Source organism: Paramylibacter ulvae (assembly GCF_014652655.1).
Lineage (GTDB): Bacteria > Pseudomonadota > Alphaproteobacteria > Rhodobacterales > Rhodobacteraceae > Amylibacter > Amylibacter ulvae.
The window spans coordinates 764,611-784,652 of the sequence record NZ_BMZF01000001.1 but is presented as its reverse complement, the minus strand read 5'-3'; the positions used below and the strand labels follow the sequence as shown (position 1 = coordinate 784,652).

General features: G+C 50.3%; 18 protein-coding genes. 7 read left to right on the top strand and 11 right to left on the bottom strand.

Annotated elements, in window-relative coordinates:
• Positions 1-91: 91 nt before the first annotated feature.
• The 3 genes from IE094_RS03870 to IE094_RS03860 form a co-directional block, all read right to left on the bottom strand.
• The gene (locus IE094_RS03870; RefSeq protein ID WP_189639219.1) at positions 92-880 is read right to left on the bottom strand and encodes an ATP-binding cassette domain-containing protein; all 789 of its coding nucleotides are present in this window, start codon (positions 878-880) and stop codon (positions 92-94) included.
• A 1-nt stretch (position 881) separates the two neighbouring features.
• Complete coding sequence (locus IE094_RS03865) at positions 882-2,006, bottom strand: ABC transporter permease (protein WP_189639218.1); 1,125 nt, start codon at positions 2,004-2,006, stop codon at positions 882-884.
• A 75-nt stretch (positions 2,007-2,081) separates the two neighbouring features.
• Entirely contained in the window at positions 2,082-3,032 is a 951-nt protein-coding gene (locus tag IE094_RS03860) for a sugar ABC transporter substrate-binding protein (RefSeq protein WP_189639217.1), read from the bottom strand.
• A 187-nt stretch (positions 3,033-3,219) separates the two neighbouring features.
• On the opposite strand from IE094_RS03860, the gene IE094_RS03855 reads away from it, so the two are divergent.
• Positions 3,220-4,236: a LacI family DNA-binding transcriptional regulator gene (locus IE094_RS03855; protein ID WP_189639451.1), complete on the top strand. Its 1,017-nt coding sequence runs from the start codon at positions 3,220-3,222 to the stop codon at positions 4,234-4,236.
• A gap of 24 nt (positions 4,237-4,260) precedes the next feature.
• Here the strand turns inward: IE094_RS03855 and IE094_RS03850 are convergent, their stop codons facing one another.
• From IE094_RS03850 to IE094_RS03840, 3 genes are read right to left on the bottom strand one after another with little or no spacing between them, the layout of a single operon-like run.
• Entirely contained in the window at positions 4,261-5,394 is a 1,134-nt protein-coding gene (locus tag IE094_RS03850; protein ID WP_189639216.1) for a Gfo/Idh/MocA family protein, read from the bottom strand.
• A 12-nt stretch (positions 5,395-5,406) separates the two neighbouring features.
• Positions 5,407-6,300, bottom strand: coding sequence for a TIM barrel protein (locus IE094_RS03845; protein ID WP_189639215.1), 894 nt, complete (start codon positions 6,298-6,300; stop codon positions 5,407-5,409).
• A gap of 13 nt (positions 6,301-6,313) precedes the next feature.
• Positions 6,314-7,420 (bottom strand): Gfo/Idh/MocA family protein, encoded by a 1,107-nt coding sequence (locus IE094_RS03840; protein WP_189639214.1) that lies wholly within the window; start codon positions 7,418-7,420, stop codon positions 6,314-6,316.
• Between the two features lie 136 nt (positions 7,421-7,556).
• Here IE094_RS03840 and iolD point away from each other — a divergent pair, with 136 nt between their 5' ends.
• The 5 genes from iolD to iolG are packed head-to-tail and all read left to right on the top strand — an operon-like array spanning position 7,557 to position 13,095.
• Positions 7,557-9,422 (top strand): 3D-(3,5/4)-trihydroxycyclohexane-1,2-dione acylhydrolase (decyclizing), encoded by a 1,866-nt coding sequence (iolD, locus tag IE094_RS03835; RefSeq protein ID WP_189639213.1) that lies wholly within the window; start codon positions 7,557-7,559, stop codon positions 9,420-9,422.
• Entirely contained in the window at positions 9,422-10,402 is a 981-nt protein-coding gene (gene iolC, locus IE094_RS03830) for a 5-dehydro-2-deoxygluconokinase (RefSeq protein ID WP_189639212.1), read from the top strand. The genes iolD and iolC overlap by 1 nt, the downstream gene beginning before the upstream one ends.
• A 14-nt stretch (positions 10,403-10,416) precedes the next feature.
• Positions 10,417-11,274 (top strand): 5-deoxy-glucuronate isomerase, encoded by an 858-nt coding sequence (locus tag IE094_RS03825; RefSeq protein WP_189639211.1) that lies wholly within the window; start codon positions 10,417-10,419, stop codon positions 11,272-11,274.
• Entirely contained in the window at positions 11,271-12,101 is an 831-nt protein-coding gene (locus IE094_RS03820; protein WP_189639210.1) for a class II fructose-bisphosphate aldolase, read from the top strand. The genes IE094_RS03825 and IE094_RS03820 overlap by 4 nt, the downstream gene beginning before the upstream one ends.
• Before the next feature lies 1 nt (position 12,102).
• Complete coding sequence (iolG, locus tag IE094_RS03815; RefSeq protein WP_189639209.1) at positions 12,103-13,095, top strand: inositol 2-dehydrogenase; 993 nt, start codon at positions 12,103-12,105, stop codon at positions 13,093-13,095.
• On the opposite strand, the gene IE094_RS03810 is transcribed toward iolG, so the two are convergent.
• Positions 13,092-15,350, bottom strand: a complete 2,259-nt coding sequence (locus tag IE094_RS03810; protein WP_189639208.1) for an adenosylcobalamin-dependent ribonucleoside-diphosphate reductase — start codon at positions 15,348-15,350, stop codon at positions 13,092-13,094. The two genes, iolG and IE094_RS03810, sit on opposite strands and share 4 nt — an antisense overlap.
• A gap of 81 nt (positions 15,351-15,431) precedes the next feature.
• Here IE094_RS03810 and IE094_RS03805 point away from each other — a divergent pair, with 81 nt between their 5' ends.
• Positions 15,432-15,863 (top strand): DUF1489 family protein, encoded by a 432-nt coding sequence (locus IE094_RS03805; RefSeq protein ID WP_189639207.1) that lies wholly within the window; start codon positions 15,432-15,434, stop codon positions 15,861-15,863.
• 2 nt (positions 15,864-15,865) lie between these two features.
• On the opposite strand, the gene panC is transcribed toward IE094_RS03805, so the two are convergent.
• The 4 genes from panC to hisS are packed head-to-tail and all read right to left on the bottom strand — an operon-like array spanning position 15,866 to position 20,032.
• On the bottom strand, positions 15,866-16,717 hold the full coding sequence (gene panC / locus IE094_RS03800; protein ID WP_189639206.1) for a pantoate--beta-alanine ligase: 852 nt from the start codon (positions 16,715-16,717) through the stop codon (positions 15,866-15,868).
• On the bottom strand, positions 16,714-17,421 hold the full coding sequence (hisG, locus tag IE094_RS03795) for an ATP phosphoribosyltransferase (protein WP_189639205.1): 708 nt from the start codon (positions 17,419-17,421) through the stop codon (positions 16,714-16,716). The genes panC and hisG overlap by 4 nt, the downstream gene beginning before the upstream one ends.
• Entirely contained in the window at positions 17,418-18,503 is a 1,086-nt protein-coding gene (locus IE094_RS03790; protein ID WP_189639204.1) for an ATP phosphoribosyltransferase regulatory subunit, read from the bottom strand. Before IE094_RS03790 ends, hisG begins: the two co-directional genes overlap by 4 nt.
• Complete coding sequence (gene hisS, locus IE094_RS03785; RefSeq protein ID WP_189639203.1) at positions 18,503-20,032, bottom strand: histidine--tRNA ligase; 1,530 nt, start codon at positions 20,030-20,032, stop codon at positions 18,503-18,505. The genes IE094_RS03790 and hisS overlap by 1 nt, the downstream gene beginning before the upstream one ends.
• Positions 20,033-20,042: the final 10 nt, after the last annotated feature.

The window sequence follows — 20,042 nt, the reverse complement described above, 5'->3', positions numbered from 1 at the left end:
CCTCCGAATATAAGAGCGTATTTCTCAGCAAAAAGGCGAGCAACAAATGTGCTCGCCAATTTATTTTCTTTGGCAAAGATGATTTATAAAATCAAACGGTACCGCCTAGGCTGCCTTCTAGGGCGACCATTTCCTGCCCCCCCGCCATCATATCCTGAAGCTCTTCTGGTGTGATTTCACCGCGCACAGCCGTGCCCAGAGTTTTACCACGGTTCAACACCGTAAATCGATCTCCTACCGCCAAGGCATGGCGCACGTTATGCGTGATGAAAACCACCGAAACGCCTTGTTTACGCACCTTATCAATCGTCGCCAAAACATTGGCAGTTTGGCGCACACCAAGTGCGGAGGTTGGCTCATCTAGGATCAAAACCTTAGCGCCAAAATGCACTGCGCGCGCAATGGCAACTGTTTGGCGTTCACCACCAGACAATGTACCCACCGCTTGATCAGGCCCGCGCAGGTTGATGCCCATTTTGCGCATTTCTTCCATTGTCACCTGATTAGCATAATCATGATCGAACAATTTCATCGGCCCAAACCGGCGTTCTGGTTCATTCCCCATGAAAAAATTACGGCTCACAGACATGAGCGGGATCATTGCCAAATGTTGGTGCACCGTCGCAATCCCCGCCTCGATCGCATCGCGCGGATTTTCAAAATGCATTGGTTTGCCTTCGAAAAAGATTTCACCTTGGGTAGGTTTGTGCACACCTGACATGGTTTTAATGAATGTGGATTTCCCAGCACCATTATCCCCAAGCAAGCAATGGCATTCACCAGGGTGAATTTCCACTGACACGCCAGCCAGCGCAATCACGCGACCAAAATGTTTTTCGATATTCTTCATTTCGATAATGGGTGTTTGTTGCGTATTCATATTAACGCTCCCCTGTAATGATGCGACGGATATAGGTGTTTAAAATCACCGCGAACAATAGGATTACCCCCAAGAACACGCGGAAAAGCGAGCTTTCAACACCGGCGAAGAACAAACCTTGTTGGACAACACCAAAGATAAGCGCACCAAGTGCGGCCCCCAAAACCGATCCATAACCACCAGTTAATAGCGCACCACCAATGACCACTGCGATGATTGCTTCGAATTCCTTGAGCAATCCGCGATCTGCACCCGCAGATCCAAATTCCATCACCTGACATACAGCGAAAACCGTTGCACAAAATGCAGAGAACATGAACATCATGATTTTCACGCGGCTCACAGGCACACCGGAATTTCGTGCAGCTTCTGCATCGCCTCCAGCGGCGAAAATCCAATTCCCGAATTTGGTTTTGGTCAGCAGAATATGACCAAAGATAACCAATCCAATTGCCCAAATGATAAGCATTGGGATACCATCAACCACAGGTTCGCCAATACGCGACCCGCGTTCAAACGTTGCGATAGCCCCTATATCACCAAGCCAAGTGAACAATCCTCCAAATATTTTACCACCAAACATGCCAGCCAGCCAATCACCTTCGGAGGCATCTTTGATACCGCCAATAATGGTTTTGCGTTCAATCACTTGTGGTAGAAAAATGGTAAAACCACGCAAAATAAACAAAAATGCCAATGTAACGATAAAGCTGGGCAATCCCGTGCGGATGACGATCCACCCATTCAGCCCGCCAATTGCAATACAGATGATGAATGTCATAAATATCGACATCCACGCAGGCCATCCAAGTGTGACTGTGAAAATCGCAATGATCATGCCCGCAAAACCAATCATCGATCCAACGGATAGATCAAACTCACCTGCAATCATCAATAAACATGCGCCAACCGCAATGATCATGAATTGTGCTGAAACAATTGACCAATTCATCACGCCCTGGCTGTTAAACATTCCACTGTCAAAGGCGAACAATAAAAAGAACGTAAATACGGCCATTGTTCCGACGATACCGCCTAGTTCGGGGCGGATCAGCGCCTTGCGAAAGGATGAAATATCCTTGACGCGTTCATCGGATTGCTCCGCGGGTGGGATAGCTTGTGCCATGCGACACCTCCATTAGCTGAAAAATTTGGAAAGAATTTGAAGGGCGCTGTCGTAACAGCGCCCTTCGGGAGATGCTTAGCGATATTCGCCAGCAAACTCTTCAATTTTGCCAAGTCCGTCCGCGGTTACAAAACCCGGGCCAGAGTTGATATTGTTACCTGGCAAAACCCCATAACGGTGGTAATTGGTCATCACAACAACAGGTAGATAGGCCTGTAAAAATGGTTGCTGGTCGATACCCCATTGAATGACACCGGATTTGATCCCTTTGACGATTTCACCGCCCAGATCAAATGTACCAAAATAGATGTCACCAGCCATGCCGTTCTCTTCAAGTGCCAACAATGTTGGGTCAGCAGAGGTCGGGCCCAATGTCAAAACAGCGTCCGTTTCTGGATTCGCTGACAGATAAGCCAACACACGGTTTTTAATTTCTGCGGGATCCTGACCCGCATCAATCATTTGATCGCCCAGATCAATACCCAAGCCATCAGCAAAACCCTGACAACGTTCTTGGGATGAGGGTTGAACGATATAGTGGTTCACACACAAAAATGACCCAATTCCATCACCCTTGGCGCGCAAACCAGCGGCATAACCCGCGTCATATTCAGGTTGGCCGACATACATCAACGCACCCAATTCACGCGCTTTTTCTGGATCGCCTGTGTTCATGATGATCACATCAACACCGCTATCAATCGCCGATTGAATCGGACCGGACAAAATATCAGCGTCCGCAAGTGTAGTGATAATACCATTGGGGCCTGATGCAGATGCCTGTTCAATGATGCGTGCCATATCCGCAAGGTCACCTGTTGGTGGATTGCGATACTCAACCTCAACACCCATTTGCTCTCCCGCAAGTGCGATGCCGTTTTTGATGGTGTTCCACCAGCTATCGCTATCTGGTGCGTGGCTTACCAAAATATACTTTTCCCCATCAGCGGACGCAACGGACGCCCCCATCAAAGGTGCCGCAACTACCGTTGCCGCCAAAACAAGATTCTTAACTAATGAAGTCATGATTTCCTCCCAGCTTCATTCTTTCAAGCATTTGAACGGGTACTTTCCCGTCCTCGCGACTCAAACTAAAACACAGTTGCGCTCGTTTTGCAACCGGTTGCAAAAAAAGCTCGAAACTTTCATGGTGTGACAATTGATAAAACAATTTAAAAGAATACATGTGATCGATACAAAACCGAGGGATCAAATGGCGGCAACGCTCAAAGATGTAGCACTACGCGCGGGCGTTTCACGCTCTGCCGTGTCGCGCACGTTTACAGATGGCGCCTCTGTTTCCGATCGCATGCGGCGCAAAGTTGAAAAGGCTGCGCAGGAATTGGGATATAGTCCCAATGCGCTTGCCTCTTCGCTCACCACTGGGCGCACAAAATTGATTGGGTTGGTTTCAAACAACTTTCACAATCCCATTTTTTTAGAGGTTTTCGATCTGTTTACCCGCGGCCTTCAGGATCGGGGACTACGTCCATTATTGGTCAATTTGTCCGATGAAACCGATCCCAAACATTCGGTGCAAATGTTGCGCCAATATTCGGTTGATGGGGTAATTGTGGCATCTTCCACCCTGCCGCCTGGTTTTGCCAAAGCATTTCGTGATGCTGGCGTTCCCGTTGTTCATTCATTCGGGCGATATTCTGCGGCACCCCAAGTGCATGTTGTGGGCATCGACAACAAAGAGGCCGGCCGGACCGCAGCGCGGGTTTTGATTGATCGCGGCTATACCCATGTTGGGTTTATGGGCGGACCCGATACAGCAACATCAACCCAAGATCGATATACTGGCTTCATGAGCGAAGTCGCTGCGCACTCAAAGATCAAAGCGCAATACTCATTCGCAAGCACGTATTCATTTGATGCGGGGCGGCGCGAAATGTTGCGCCTGTTAAAAGAAAAACCAGCACAGGCATATTTTTGCGGTGATGACGTTTTATCGATTGGTGCACTATCAGCCATTGCGGATAGTGGACTAAACTGTCCTGCGGATATCGGCATTATCGGACTTAATGATATGGAAATGTCGCGATGGGAAAACATCAATCTGACGACCATTCACCAACCCATTCGCCAGATCGTGACATCATCCGTTGAATTGATGGTAGCGATATTGGACGAACCTAATAGATTCCCAGAAGCGCGTATTTTTTCTTGTTCACTTGTGGAACGCGGCACTTTGCGCCCATCAAACAAAACACCCGAAAACGAATAAGGGGCGCAATCGCCCCCTATATTATTATCGAAACATGGGTGGGCGGGCATCTTTCCATGCGCCGTCTTCCTTGGCCGAGGCCACTGCCGTATGCACCGCTGCCATGGAACGCAACCCATCCTCTGCCGTGGGTAAACCATCGCGGGCATCCCCGCCAATCGCATCGGCCAAATCACAATAGATATTTGCAACGGCCAAAGGAAACCCTTCGGGATGAGCGATGGCCACACGGGACAAACGTTGTGCATCTTCGTGCAATCCGCCCTCGCCCTTTTCAACGATTTGTGTGCGTCCACCGGTGGGTGTGTAAATCAATTGATTTGGCTGTTCCGAAGTCCAGCGCAAACCACCCGTTTCGCCAAACACTTGGATATCAAAACCATGTTGGCGCCCTATGGCAACCGATGATGTCCACAATCGCCCCACAGTCCCGCCCGACATGCGAAAATTCACCATCGCATCGTCTTCCAATGTGCGGCTGGCGATAGTTGATGCAAAATCTGCCGACAGGCGTTCAACGTTATCGTCGCAAATGAAACTGGCCATGTGTAATGCGTGAATTCCACAATCGGCAAATTGCCCAGAAACTCCGGCCATTGCAGGATCATAGCGCCAACGAACACGCGGATTATCCGCATCCGTCGCATCACCGTGATGACCGTGGCTAAAATTAGTGACCACCAAGCGCACTTTGCCAAGTTCATCTGCGCGCACCATTGCACGCGCTTGGCGCACCATTGGATAGGCTGAATAACAATAATTCACCGTGCAAATTTTTCCGGTCTTCTGCGCGATACGTACGATCTCTTCGCCCTCTTCGACGCTCATCGTCATTGGCTTTTCGCACAACACGTTAAAGCCTGCTTCGAGAAAAGATTTGGTAATTTCAAAATGCGTTGCATTGGGCGTGGCGATTGTTACCAAATCGATCCGATCGTCGCGTTCCTTTTCTCCCGCTAACATTTCAGTCCAATCGCCATATGCGCGATCTGATGCAATTCCCAACTGCTCGGCATATTCTTTGCCCACCTCAGGGCGATGGTCCAATGCACCCGCTACAAATTCAAAACGACCATCTGCCAATGCGCCAAGGCGGTGTGCTGGGCCAATTTGGCTCCCTTCGCCACCACCGATCATTCCCCATTTCAATTTTGTCATGATTTGCTCTTTCTAGTTAAAGCCAATTGATTCTAGATATTCACGATTTGCGCGTGCGTCCGCTTCTGGCGCAACATCCAATAGCGGATCGCAATCCTGTTCCACGGTGCACCATCCCTTGAACTCTGAGTCCAACAAGATTTGGCGCACAGCCGGAAAATCAACATCACCCTCGCCAAGATTGCAAAAAATACCTTGTCCGCAGGCATCGTAAAATCCGGTGCGATTTGCAATCACATCATTTTTCACTTTTGGATCTATATCTTTGAAATGCATGTATGAAATGCGATCAACATGACGTTTCATGAATGCAACAGGATCGAAACCTGCATATGAATGATGGCCTGTATCAAAACAGATTTTTAATATGTTTTCGTCAACCTCATCCAACAGGCGTTCCAGCTCTGGCTCAAAATCCATGAAGCCTGCTGCATGGGCGTGAATGCCAACTGTTAGGCCATATTCCTCCGTTCCGATACGCGCGGATTCCGCGATACGATCGCGGTATGCACTCCATTCACCCGCATCCATTTGTTCGGCTTCGGTGGCACGCCCAGCCGTTGGGGCGCGACGCTCTGAAATTGAATCAATCAACACCATGTGTTGCGCGCCGTGGGCGGCCAATGCACGCGCGGTGCGATGTGTGGCATCCAACACATCATCCCACGCATCTGGGTCGTGATACGCACGAAATACAACACCCCCAATCAACGAAAGACCATTTTGCGATAACGCATCAGACAGCATCGCAGGGTCCTCTGGCATATATCCTACAGGGCCCAATTCGATTCCCTTGTATCCTGCATTTGCGCATTGTTTTAACACGCTTTGCCAATCTGGATTTCGCGCATCTTGTGCAAATTCTACGCCCCATGAGCATGGCGCATTACCAATTCTGATTGTCATTTCTTGTCTCCGATTAATCGAAATCTTTGATTTCTTTCCAACTGCCTGATTGTGCCGATGCCAATGTTGCGGCAACGATCCGGTTAACTTCGTGTCCGTCGCGAAACGTGGGCCAAATCATTTCGCCCGTTTCAATGGCACGCAAAAAATCGCGTGCTTCGATGATGATTTGATCTTGGTACCCTGTGCCATGCCCTGGGCCTTGGCAAAATGGTGCGTAATCTGGATGCGCTGGACCCGTAAGGATTTTGCGAAATCCGCGCTCTGATTCTGGCCCATCCATCCGATATAGCCAAAGCGCGTTTTGATCCTCTTGATCAAAACGAATTGCCCCCTTGGTACCCGTGATTTCATAGGCATAACCCATTTTGCGCCCTGTCGCGATGCGTGAAAAATACATCTGCCCCATCGCGCCATTGTCAAATCGACACATCATTTGGGCATGATCATCATTGTCGACATCCCCACCTGGGCGGGATTTGTGAACGGTTTCGTATTCTCCCATCACGCGTGCAATCGGGCCCATTAATGCAAGTGCGGCATTAATCATATGGGGTGCTAAATCACCCATCGTGCCGTTCGCCATTCCCGATGTGCGCCATGTTGCTGGCTCTTGCGGATTGGCGTAAAAATCTTCGGTGTGTTCGCCGCGAAACCAAGTGATATCACCAATTTCACCCTTTGCGATTAGATCGCGCGCGAACTGGCTTGCGGGGGTTCGAATGTAATTAAACCCGACCATGTTTATCACATTTGCCGCCTGTGCCGCATCTGCCATTGCCGCGCTATCCCCAAGTGATGCACCCAATGGTTTTTCGCAAAACACAGGCTTGCCCAATGCAATTGCCGCCAGTGCAATTTCGCGGTGGGTTTTTTGGGGGGTTGCGATAACGATTGCATCAACCTTTGGGTTGCCGACCAATTCGCGCCATTCATGTGTGGCGGTCGCAAACCCAAAATCGGCACGATAACGTTCGGCACTTTCTTTGGTTGATGCACAAATCATTTCCAAACGCGGACGCAGCGCGGTTTGAAAAACCGCACCAACAGAAGACATCGCAACCGCATGTGCCTTGCCCATATACCCCCCGCCAAGGATGCCAATACCTATCTGTTTCACCTGCAAGCTCCACTTTTTTTGAAATACAAATTGCAACCGGTTGCAAAATAAGTATCGTGGGAAACGAAATCTAGCAAGTCGCATTCGACAGGATTCGGCAAGAAATGAAAAAAATTATCAAAGGGCGTTGGCTAAAATGACCAAAATCAACACTGTAACCCTGACAACTGCGCAGGCGATTATCCGTTGGCTTGCGAATCAATATATCGAAATTGATGGGGCCGAAATGCGTTTGTGTGGCGGTGGGTTTGGTATTTTTGGCCACGGTAATGTCACCTGTTTGGGCGAAGCATTGAATAACGTGCACGCCGAATTGCCGTTATATCGCGGCCAAAATGAACAAAGCATGGGATTCGCCGCGGCAGGTTATGCCAAACAATGGCTGCGCCAGCGGTTTATGTTTTGCACCGCAAGTGCCGGGCCAGGCACGGCAAATTTGCTCACGGCCGCTGGATTGGCGCACGCAAACCGATTGCCGATGCTGATGCTTTGTGGTGATACGTTTATCACTCGTTTACCCGACCCAGTGTTGCAACAAATGGAAAATTACAACGATCCGACATTTGGCGTGAACGATGCGTTCAAACCTGTAAGCCGTTATTGGGATCGCATTTGCCATCCTGCTCAGGTGATACAATCCCTGCCAGCAGCAATTGCCACGATGCTAGACCCAGCGGATTGCGGCCCTGCGTTTATCGGCCTGCCACAGGATGTTCAGGGCTGGACATATGATTATCCTGAAAAATTCTTTGACAAAAAAGTTCATCGCATTCGCCGTCAAACGCCAGATAGCTCAGAAATCAGAGATGCGATTGAAATATTGCGCAGCGCCAAACGCCCGATGATAATCGCAGGTGGTGGCGTGCAATATTCACGCGCGGTTGATGAATTGACTACATTCGCCCACACCCACCAAATACCAGTCGTTGAAACAATTGCAGGGCGTGCAAATATGATTGCAACCGATCCGCTCAATATCGGACCAATCGGCGTGACTGGGTCCAACAGCGCCAATGAAATCGCACAACAGGCAGATGTCATTCTTGCCGTTGGTACACGATTACAAGATTTCACCACCGGTTCATGGACCGCATTTGATCAAGATGCGCAAATCATTGCCATCAATGCCGCACGCCATGATGCGGGTAAACATATGTCCTTGCCCGTGGTTGGGGATGCAAAATTATCCCTACAGGAATTATCACGATCACTATCCTATTCCGCGCCGGATGGCTGGGTAGAACTCGCGCAACAAGAGCGCAGTAAATGGGATGCTTATGTTGCGGATAACGTATCAATTGGCAATCGCCCCAATTCATATGCTCAGGCCATTGGCGTGGTGAATGATCTGTGTGATCCACGCGATCGCGTTGTCGCCGCTGCTGGTGGTTTGCCCGCCGAAGTCACCGCCAACTGGCGCACCCTTGATATTGGTACGGTTGATGTTGAATTTGGGTTCTCCTGCATGGGGTATGAAATTGCGGGCGCTTGGGGGGCGCGCATCGCGCAAACCGAACAAGAACCAGACAAAGATACGGTCACATTTTGTGGGGATGGGTCATATATGATGCTGAACTCGGACATCTATTCTTCTGTCCTGTCAGATAAAAAACTGATCGTATTGGTTTTGGATAACGGTGGATTTGCCGTGATCAACAAATTGCAAAACAACACAGGCAACGACAGTTTTAATAATCTGCTGGCGGATTGCCCTACGATACCAAATGCCTTTGGTGTGGATTTTGTTGCCCACGCCACCTCTATGGGGGCGAACGCGGAAAAGGTTTCCAACCCAACCGAACTTGGCGATGCATTTTCGCGCGCCAAAGCATCTGACAAAACCTATGTCATTGTGATGGATGTAGACCCATATGAGGGTTGGACAGGCGAAGGCCACGCATGGTGGGAGGTCGGAACACCCCATATCACAGATAATGAAAACGTACGCCAAGCCCATGTTGATTGGGAATCATCGCGCCACAAACAGCGTCGGGGGGTGTGATGGATCATCTTATCAAAGGAATTAGTAAAGGAAATTTCGCGGTGTTTGGACGCGCGGGAATGGATATGTTTGCCGACCCACCCGGCACCAAAGCAGAGCTGGCCGAAAATTTTCGCGCCGATCTGGGGGGATCATCCGCCAATATCTGTGTGGGCTTATGCAAATTGGGCATGCAATCTGCGCTGATCACATCCGTAAGCGATGATAATGTCGGGCGTTTTTGCACAAACAAGTTACAGCATTACGGTGTGGATGCACAATATGTCACCGTTTTGGGCGGTGAATTCCGCGTTTCCTTGGCCGTGTACGAAAGCACGATGGATGATTTTCAACTGTGCATCTATCGCAACAATGCCGTTGATTTTCAGGTCAGCAATGATGACGTGGATCGCGTGGATTACACGCCGTTTGGCGCGTTGATCACGGCGGGCACCGTATTCGCGGCAGAACCGTCACGTGGATCAACCTTTCGCGCATTTGAAAATGCCCGCAAGGCGGGACTGCCCATTATTTTTGATATTGATTACCGCCCCTACAGCTGGCCATCGCCCCAAGTGGCCGCAGATGTGTTATCGCGCGCGGGCGACGAAAGCGATCTAATCGTTGGCAATGACGAAGAATTCGGTTTCATGGCGGGGAGCATCGACAAGGGGCTGGATAAGGCGCGCGAATTGGCCGCGCAGGGTAAAATGGTAATCTATAAAATGGGCCAAGAAGGCGCGATTACCTTGTATGATGGGCAAGAAATTCGCACAGGAATTTACCCTGTCACCGCCATAAAACCCAATGGCGCAGGTGACAGTTTTATGGCCGGATTATTGGCATCAATCGCAACCGGCCATGATTTGCGCACCGCGGTTGAGCGCGGCTCGGCCTGTGCATCAATCGTTGTATCCAATCCAGGTTGCGCGGGCGCAATGCCCAGCACCAAACAGCTTAATTCATTTTTGGCCACACATTCAGGCCCAACAAAAACTTAACAAAGGAGACGCCGATGCACATCGCGCCCCATGACAACAAAAATAAACCAATTGTAGATACCGATGATAGTTTGGTTCCGCTGAACTATTTCAACATCATCAAGCTCAAGCTGGGCGAGGTTTTTGAATATGCCGTTGCGGGGTATGAAACATGTATCGTTCCCGCCACGGGCAGTATTGACGTTGACGTTGACGGTGCGGTTTTCACCAAGCTTGGCAACCGTACTGGCGATGTTTGGGGCGGCGAACCAGAAGGCGTGTATGTTCCCGTTGGCGCAAAGGTGCGCATCACTTGTTTAACCGACACCACCGAAACATTCATCGCGGGTGCAAAATATGACAAAGTATTGGAACCATTCGATGTGCGCGATGCACAAATCGATTTGGTGCAATACGGTTCGGATGATACGAAAACGCACCGCAAAATTAAACATATCTTGGGTGCAAACCACCACGATAAGGTGGGGCGTTTGTTGGTGTCTGAACTTTACACCGTTGGCCAAGGTGGCTGGTCTGGTTTTCCAAGCCACAAACACGACACAGATCGCATGGGGGATGATGGCGAAATGATCGAAACGCGCCATGATGAAACCTATAATTTCCGCTTCAAGCCTGATTACGGTTCCGGCATACAAATGTTGCAACGCGAAGATAACAAACCAGGCGACGCCTACCACATCATGAACGGCTCCACGATTATGATCGACAAAGGATATCATCCTTGCGCGGTTTTACCCGGATATGAAATGTATTATTTCACAATTTTGGGTGGTCTTAGCCAACGTTCGCTAAAACAATATTTTCAACCAACCCATGCAGCACAGTTGCATACAATCCCGGGTATCATGGATATGGTGGCGAAATTCAAATGAGCATTGCAACACTTTCGGATGTACTTCAGCCCGCGCTTAAAAATGGCTATGCTGTAGCAGGGTTGGTAACTTTAGGCTGGGAAGATATGCGCGCCTATGTCGCCGCAGCAGAGGCCGAAAATGTACCGGTGATTTTACAAGCGGGGCCATCGTGCCGCGAACATACCCCTCTGCCTGTATTGGGAAAAATGTTTCAGCATTTGGCCAGCGGTGCATCTGTTCCCGTGGTCGCACATCTGGATCATGGGTATAGTGCCGATGACTGCCGCATCGCGATTGAAAGTGGATTTACCTCTGTCATGTATGACGGTTCGCGCAAACCCTTGGCACAAAACATCGATGAAACAGCCGCAATCGTAGAAATGGCACATCGCGCGGGCGTATCTTGTGAAGGTGAAATTGGGTTCGTTGGCTATTCTGGTGGCGAAGGTTCGAATGGCACCGATCCAGCAGAGGCCGCGCAATTTGCAAAGTCAACAGGCGTTGATGCAATGGCAATTTCTGTGGGCAATGTCCATTTACAACAAGACAAAGAAGGCGGTTTGGACGAAACACGCATTCGTGCAATCGAGGCGGCGACAACTGTGCCGCTCGTCATTCATGGCGGTTCTGGCGTTCCCGTCGCACAACGCCACGCATTGGCACGCAATTCACGCATTTGTAAATTCAACATCGGCACCCAATTGCGTATGGCATTTGGCCACGCATTGCGCACCGCAGTAAATGCCGATCCTGATCGATTTGATCGTGTTCAAATCCTCAAGGAAACGCATGATCCGTTGGTAGCGGCAACTCGTGAAGTGCTACAAACATTCAAAGGAAATTAAGATGAAAATTGGTTTACTCGGCTGCGGGCGTATTGGTCAGGTTCACGCACGATCCATTGGTCAAATCGATGGTGCTACTGTGGGCGCAGTTGCGGATGCATTTGATGAACCCGCACAGGCATTGGCCAAAAAAACAGGTGCGCCCGCAATGTCAGCGGACGAACTGATCAGCAATGTAGACATTGACGCCGTGGTTATCGGCACGCCAACCGATACACATTATGATCTGATCCACGCGGCATGCGATGCAGGCAAGGCAATTTTTTGCGAAAAACCAGTTGATATGTCGGCCACACGCATTCGCGAATGTATGGATGCGGTCGGTAAATCTGGCGTGGCATTCATGACAGCATTTAACCGCCGTTTTGATCCAAATTTTGCGAATATGCAAAAACGCATCGTGGCAGGGGAAATCGGATCTGTTGAACTGATCACGATTTTATCGCGCGACCCATCCCCACCCCCGATTGGTTATATCAAACAATCTGGCGGCTTGTTTCGTGATATGATGATTCACGATTTGGATATGGCACGCTTTTTGCTCGGCGAAGAGCCCGTCCGCATTTACGCCGTTGGCGCATCATTGGTTGATCCGGAAATTGGCAAGGCCGGCGATGTTGACACCGCGGCCGTAACACTCACCACTGCAAGTGGCAAAATCTGTCAAATCTCAAATTCGCGCCGCGCAACGTACGGATATGACCAACGGATCGAGGTCCACGGTTCTATTGGCATGTTGCGCGCCGAAAATATGTTGGAAAACACAGTTGAAGTGGCCACCTCAAATGGATTTCAACGCGCCCCGGCACAGCATTTTTTCCTTGAACGTTATGAATCGGCCTATCGCGCAGAAATGGCGCATTTCATCGCATCCGTCAAATCGCCTAACGCTGTTACACCCAGCATCCAAGACGGGCTATGCGCCCAAATCTTGGCCGATGCGGCAACGGAATCGCTTCAAATCGGCAAGGCGATTGATTTAACCTCACCCTAGCCGCATTTGCTGTGTCCACATGACGCACAGGTCATGCAACCTTCGATCATGCGCATACCTGGCGTTCCGCAACTGGGGCAGGATTTTCCACCCTGCCCCATAGCAACAACTTTCGCCTCTGGGTCGGATTTCAAATGCTCTCCCTCGCCAGCGATGAAGCCGATTGCGATCATATGAGTTTCGATCACGCCACCAATTGCGCCCAAAATGGATGGAATATATTTGCCCTGCACCCATGCGCCACCGCGCGGATCGAACACGGCCTTAAGCTCTTCGACCACAAAGGATACATCACCACCCCGACGGAACACCGCCGAAATCATCCGTGTCAGCGCAAGCGTCCACGCGTAATGTTCCATGTTTTTGGAATTTACGAACACCTCGAACGGGCGGCGCTGACCATTGGCAATCACATCGTTGATGGTGATATACATCGCATGTTCGGATTCAGGCCATTTCAATTTATATGTATGCCCTTCCAATGATTCAGGGCGATCCAGTGGTTCGGCAAGGTAAACGACCTCCGCACCTGTATCGACCTCTGGCGCTTTTTCGGTGTCTTCTGACACGCTCAACACTGAACCCGTGACATCGTTGGGACGGTAGGTTGTGCAACCCTTACATCCCTGATCCCACGCGGCCATATACACCTCTTTGAAATCATCAAAGCTGATGTCTTCTGGGCAATTGATGGTTTTAGAAATCGAACTGTCGATCCATTTTTGCGCCGCTGCCTGCATACGTACGTGATCCAATGGGGCAAGTGTTTGTGCATTCACAAAATGATCCGGCAATTCGGTATCACCAAATTTTTCACGCCACATTTGAACGGCGTAATCCACGACCTCTTCTTCGGTGCGTGACCCGTCTTTTTGCAAAACTTTGCGGGTATAGGCATAGGCGAACACTGGCTCGATGCCAGATGATACATTGCCTGCATAAAGGCTGATCGTGCCCGTGGGTGCGATGGATGTCAGAAGCGCATTGCGAATGCCCTTTTCGCCAATCGCGGTGCGTACATCATCGTCCATTTCCAACATGGTTTCTGATGCCAAAAATCCTGCTTTGTCGAACAGTGGGAACGCGCCCTTTTCCGCCGCCAAATCAGCGGACGCAAGATACGCTGCGCGTGCAATCGCCTTCATCCATGTTTCGGTTTGTTGTGCGGCCGCTTCTGATCCATAACGCTGGCCAACCATCAACAATGCATCGGCCAATCCTGTTACACCCAAACCGATACGGCGCTTTGCGTATGCCTCGGCGCGTTGCGCATCCAACGGAAAACGCGATGCATCGACCACGTTATCCATCATCCGTACGGCGGTGCGCACCAAATCATCCAATGCGACCAAATCCAAATCGGCATTTGCTTCGAACGGGTTGGCCACAAGGCGCGCCATGTTAATCGACCCGAGCAAACACGCACCATATGGTGGCAAGGGTTGCTCGCCACAAGGGTTGGTGGCGGCAATGGTTTCAGCGTAATGCAGGTTGTTTTTCTGATTAATACGATCAATGAAAATCACACCGGGTTCAGCATAATCATATGTGCCTTGCATGATTTTATTCCACAAATCACGCGCTTGAACTGTTTGATAAACCTTGCCATCAAACACCAATTCCCATGGGCCGTCGGCCTTGACTGCCTCCATGAATGGATCGGTGACCAGAACCGACAAGTTAAACATGCGTAAACGCGCGGCATCCTGTTTTGCCGCAATGAATTGTTCAATATCTGGATGATCACAACGCATGGTCGCCATCATTGCTCCACGGCGCGAACCAGCGGACATGATCGTACGACACATCGCATCCCATACATCCATAAATGACAATGGGCCAGATGCATCGGCGGCCACGCCTTTTACATCTGCGCCTTTGGGGCGAATGGTGGAAAAATCATACCCAATACCGCCACCTTGCTGCATTGTGAGTGCGGCCTCTTTGAGCATTTCAAAAATACCGCCCATGTCATCGGGAATCGTACCCATGACAAAACAATTGAACAATGTGACCGAACGCTGTGTCCCCGCACCCGCCAAAATACGCCCTGCTGGCAGGAATTTAAAATCCTCTAGCGCAGAATAAAATTTGTTTTCCCACGCGTCAGGCGTGGTTTCAACACGCGCCAAATCACGTGCAACGCGGCGCCAGCTATCCTCTACACTGCCATCAATGGGGGTTTGTTCCGCATCCTTGAAACGGTATTTCATATCCCAGATTTGTTCGGCGATAGGTGCGGAAAAGCGGCTCATATATTTGTCTTTCGGTTTTTGATTGGGCAGGAACATAACGTAAACGATTTACATCTGATTTTCTATGTTTATTTTGAACGAATGGATTCTACAATCAACCTTATCAAATTAAGTGTCGGCACCGAAACGCCCGAAACCTTGGCCATTTGGCAAGCATCGCCGCAAGCCCAAGGAAGCGACGGATCACCGCGCCATATCACCCGCATGTGGCCACGGCGCGAGGCCGAGATTTTGAATGGTGGTTCAATCTTTTGGGTGATCAAGGGGTTCATTCAAGCGCGCCAAAAAATCATCCGCTTGGACGAGGTGATCGGCGATGACGGCATTCGCCGCTGTGCAATTGTGTTGGAACCCGAAATCATCCGCACCAGTGCTGTGCAAAAACGCCCCTTCCAAGGTTGGCGATATCTACAGGTTGCAGATTCACCACCCGATTTACCAAAACAACGCGCAGATGATGATGAACTGCCCAAAGATTTGGAAATCGCACTGGCCGATATTGGATTGATTTAACGCTAAACGACCAAATGATTATCAATCAGCCGTGCGCGCCCCAAATACGCTGCGCCAAAAATACGACAGGATTTCAAATCCGCGCGCTCAACTGTTTCCAAACTGACCGCATCGCGACATTCGATATAATCGATCTTTTCGAAACCCAACGACAATAATTTGTCACCCGCAGCTGTGCAAATTTCCGATGCAAATCCACCCGTTGCGATGTCGTATGCGGCCTTTTTCAACACCACATTGAAATGACGTGCAATATCGATTTGCGAATCGGACAAATATCCATTGCGCGATGAAAGTGCCAATCCATATTCATCGCGCACCGTTGGGACACCCGCAATTTCTGTGGCAATATCCAAATCACGCGCCAATCGTCGAATTACTGCCAATTGCTGCCAATCTTTTTCGCCAAAAAATGCCATATCGGCACCCGCTTGATTTAACAGCTTTGTCACTACTTGGCTGACGCCATCAAAATGACCTGGGCGCGTTGCGCCGCATAATACAGTCGTCAGACCATCAACCATAACACGGGTTGAAAACCCATCGGGATACATTTCACGCACCGATGGAATGAACACAGCCTGCCCGCCCGCCGCGCCGATCATTTCGCTATCTTTTGCTTCTGTGCGTGGATAGCTATCCAAATCTTCGCCTTCGCCAAATTGGGTTGGGTTGACAAAAATCGTGGTGATCACGCGATCCGATTTGGACAAAGCATTGCGAACCAGCGTCATATGCCCATCGTGCAAACCACCCATTGTTGGCACCAAACCAATCCGCAATCCTTGCCCGCGCCAATCGGCGACTTGGGCACGCATATCTGCGACGGTGCGAAAAATGGTGGGGGCGGTCATAACGTGATGTCATCCCATTTTACCAGCGTTTGCATTTGCGCGAGTGATGCACGCGCATCATCATCCCAATTCGCAAAACGCGATGCAAATAATGTGGCTTGTGATTTCAGGATTAAACCATCAGCCAGGACCTTCAGATGGTTCGCCTCTAGCGTGGAACCACTGGATGTAATATCGGCAATCGCCTCTGCGGTCAGGTTTTTAACCGTGCCTTCTGTGGCACCTTGGCTGTCGATCAATTGATAATCGGCAACGCCCTTGGATTGCAAAAATCCGCGTACCAAATTGTGATATTTCGTGGCGATGCGTAAACGAAACCCGTGATCCTTGCGAAACTGTGCCGCCACCGCGTCCAAATCTTCCAGACATTCCACGTCGACCCAACCGTTGGGAACGGCGATAATCAGATCAGCAAAGCCAAAACCCATTTCCGCCATAACCGCGACCTTTTCTTGCCATGGCAATAATTTTTCGCGGATCAGATCAAGCCCTGTGACGCCCAGATGAATGCGCCCTGCCGCCAATTCTTTGGGAATTTCCCCTGCGGATAGCAACACCAATTGCACACCACCCACACCCGAAACCTGCCCCGCATATTCGCGATCGGAACCTGTGCGTTCTAACGTGATGCCATGTTTGGCAAACCATGCGATTGTGTCGTCTTGCAGCCGCCCCTTTGACGGCACACCCAGTTTCAACATCACGCAACCCCCAGCAATAAATCAGGGCGGATCACGCCACCCACCGCGGCAATATCGCGACCGTTGCCCAACACGGATGTCAGCGCATCATATCGCCCACCACTGGCGATCACTTGTTCGCCACGTTGAAACCCAAACACAAACCCATCGTAATATTCCATACTGGTCAGGCCATAGCTGCCTTCAAATGCGAGCGTATCAACATCAACCCCATGTTTTGACAATGCTGCCAGACGCGTTTCAAACACCGCTATCGCACCAGCGATTGCAGGCAGATCAGATTGTAATTCATGTAATTTTTTCACGGCTTGTATCGCAGTGCAATCAAGGTTCAAAATGGCTTCGATCACCGCCAGTTCGCCACTTGGTAAACTGGGTTCATTTACATCATTGATCAGGCTTTCGATACGTGCGTGAACCTCTGCCTTGCTACGCAGACCCAAAAATTTTCCGCTCGATTTTATCAGCGTATCAATACCATCGGTCTTCGCCGCTTTGATCAAATCCACACGCGATGCAATTGGCGCTGTTTTCCCGCCGAAACGATCCAGTAATTGGCGAAACCGTGTGGGTCGCCACGAATGGCGCAATAATGCCGCGCGGCGTTTATCACTGGTGGTTAGCCCAGCGATTGCGGCACGCAAAATCCCGATATCACCCGTACCAACGGTTAAATCATCCGGCAAGATTTCACGAAACAATGCGAAGACTTCGGCATCGGCCACGGCGGGGTCGGTGCGATCGAACAATTCGAAACCGACCTGAATAAATTCGCTCGCCTTTTGTGATCCTGCATCCTGTTTGCGCCAGACCGAACCGTTGTAGCAATATCGCGCAGGCTCGGCGCCTTCGGACATATGGCGTTCAACGATTGGAACGGTAAAATCGGGGCGCAACATGCGTTCGCCCAACACCGGGTCTTGGGTGACATAGGCACGCGCACGAATATCTTCGCCGTATAAATCCAACAACGTGTCCGCAGGCAACAACGCATCCGATTCCACATGCAACGCACCCGCATTACGAAATGCGGTTTCTAATGTTGCGGCCTTTTCACGAATGGCGGCGCGATTGTCGTTTAACATCACTCCCACACCACCCCTTCGGCGCGCGCGATCATTTCCCCTTCGGCGCGCGCAATCATTTTGCGCACTTCGTCAACCAGATCGCCGCGTTTGATTTCCATCTGCGCGGGCTGTGCTTTCCATTCTTCGGTGGTTTCGATTTCTGCGGATAATCGCGCACCAAGCGCCAGATCCTTGATCTGAACCACGCCGCGCTCTTTTTCATCGCCACCTTCGATCACGGCAACGGGGCTTTCGCGTTTATCGGCGTATTTCAATTGGTTGCCGAAATTTTTTGGATTGCCCAAATACACTTCGGCGCGGATACCTGCGTTGCGCAGTTCCGATACCATGGCCTGATAATCACCCATGCGATCACGATCCATCACCGTCACCACAACCGGTCCCTTTGATTGCGCATCAATACGACCCTTTTCGCGAAGTGCAGCAAGCAATCTGTCAACACCGATTGACACACCCGTGGCCGGCACTGCCTGTCCAGTGAACCGTTTGACCAAATCGTCATAACGCCCGCCACCCGCAACCGAACCAAACTGGCGCTTGCGGCCCTTTTCATCCAAAATTTCAAAGGTAAGTTCAGCCTCGTAAACGGGCCCAGTGTAATACCCCAGTCCGCGCACAACGGATGGGTCGATGACAATGCGATCTTCGCCGTACCCTTGTGCGGCGCACAGGTTGGCGATTTCTTCAAGCTCATCAACACCTTTGCCACCTTCATCCGAACCCGCGATTGCATCGCGCAGATTAGCGATGGTCTCGACGTTATTTGCACCCTTGGACAGCAAGATTTTCAAAACGATATTGGCCTGTTCCAATTTCAATCCAACACCATCGATTTCAGCACCTGATGCATCGGTACGCCCTGTGGTCAACAATTTGCGCACGCCTTCTTCGCCAACCTTGTCGTATTTATCGACCGTGCGTAAAATGTCATCGCTTGATACGGTCGCGCCCTCACCTGCAAGGCCAAGCGTTTCCAACAAGCCGTTTAACACTTTGCGGTTATTCACACGCACAATATAATCACCGCGCGGGATACCAACGGTTTCCAATGTATCGGATAAAAGCGAACAAATTTCGGCATCTGCGGCCATGCTGGCCGTACCAACCGTATCCGCATCACATTGATAAAACTGGCGATACCGCCCAGGACCTGGTTTTTCATTGCGCCACACTGGACCCGTTGCATAACGACGGTACGGCGTTGGCAGATCATTGCGATTTTGCGCATAAACACGCGCCAATGGTGCGGTCAGATCATAACGTAACGCCATCCATGTGTCGTCTTCGTCTTGCCATGCAAACACACCCTCATTCGGGCGATCCACGTCTGGCAAAAATTTCCCCAGCGCTTCCACCGTTTCAACACCGCTGCTTTCAAGCGCGTCAAAACCATAGCGATGATAAACAGATGTGATCGCATTCAACATGTCATTTCGCTGTGCAACTTCGGCGCCGAAATAATCACGAAAACCCTTGGGCGGGAGCGCCTTTGGGCGTTGAGGTTTCTTTTCTCTGTTTTTGGCCATGGTGGTGGTT